Raw genomic sequence first — 406 nt, forward strand, 5'->3', positions numbered from 1 at the left:
GGCGACCACCGAGCAGAGCGGCAATGTCACCTTCTTTTCGCGCACCAAGCAGCGCCTGTGGACCAAAGGCGAAAGTTCCGGCCACTTCCTCAAGGTGGTCAGCATCACGCCGGACTGCGATAACGACACGCTGCTGGTATTGGCCAACCCGATCGGCCCGACCTGCCACCTGGGCAACAGCAGCTGCTTCCATCCGGCCGCCAGCGACTGGACGTTCCTCTATCAGCTGGAACAGCTGTTGGCGGAGCGCAAGCATGCCAGCCCGGACAGCTCATACACCGCCAGCCTGTACGCCAGCGGCACCAAACGCATCGCGCAGAAGGTCGGGGAAGAAGGCGTGGAAACCGCGCTGGCCGCCACGGTCAACGATCGCGAAGAGCTGACCAACGAGGCCTCGGATCTGATC

The 406-nt window shown here is 63.3% G+C and carries 1 protein-coding gene; it reads left to right on the top strand.

The window, feature by feature from the left end; translation table 11 throughout:
• A partial coding sequence (gene hisIE / locus KQX66_RS38880) for a bifunctional phosphoribosyl-AMP cyclohydrolase/phosphoribosyl-ATP diphosphatase HisIE (RefSeq protein WP_216798403.1) occupies positions 1–406 on the top strand: 406 nt, incomplete at both ends.

Source organism: Paenibacillus oleatilyticus (genome assembly GCF_018998565.1).
GTDB lineage: Bacteria > Bacillota > Bacilli > Paenibacillales > NBRC-103111 > Paenibacillus_G > Paenibacillus_G oleatilyticus.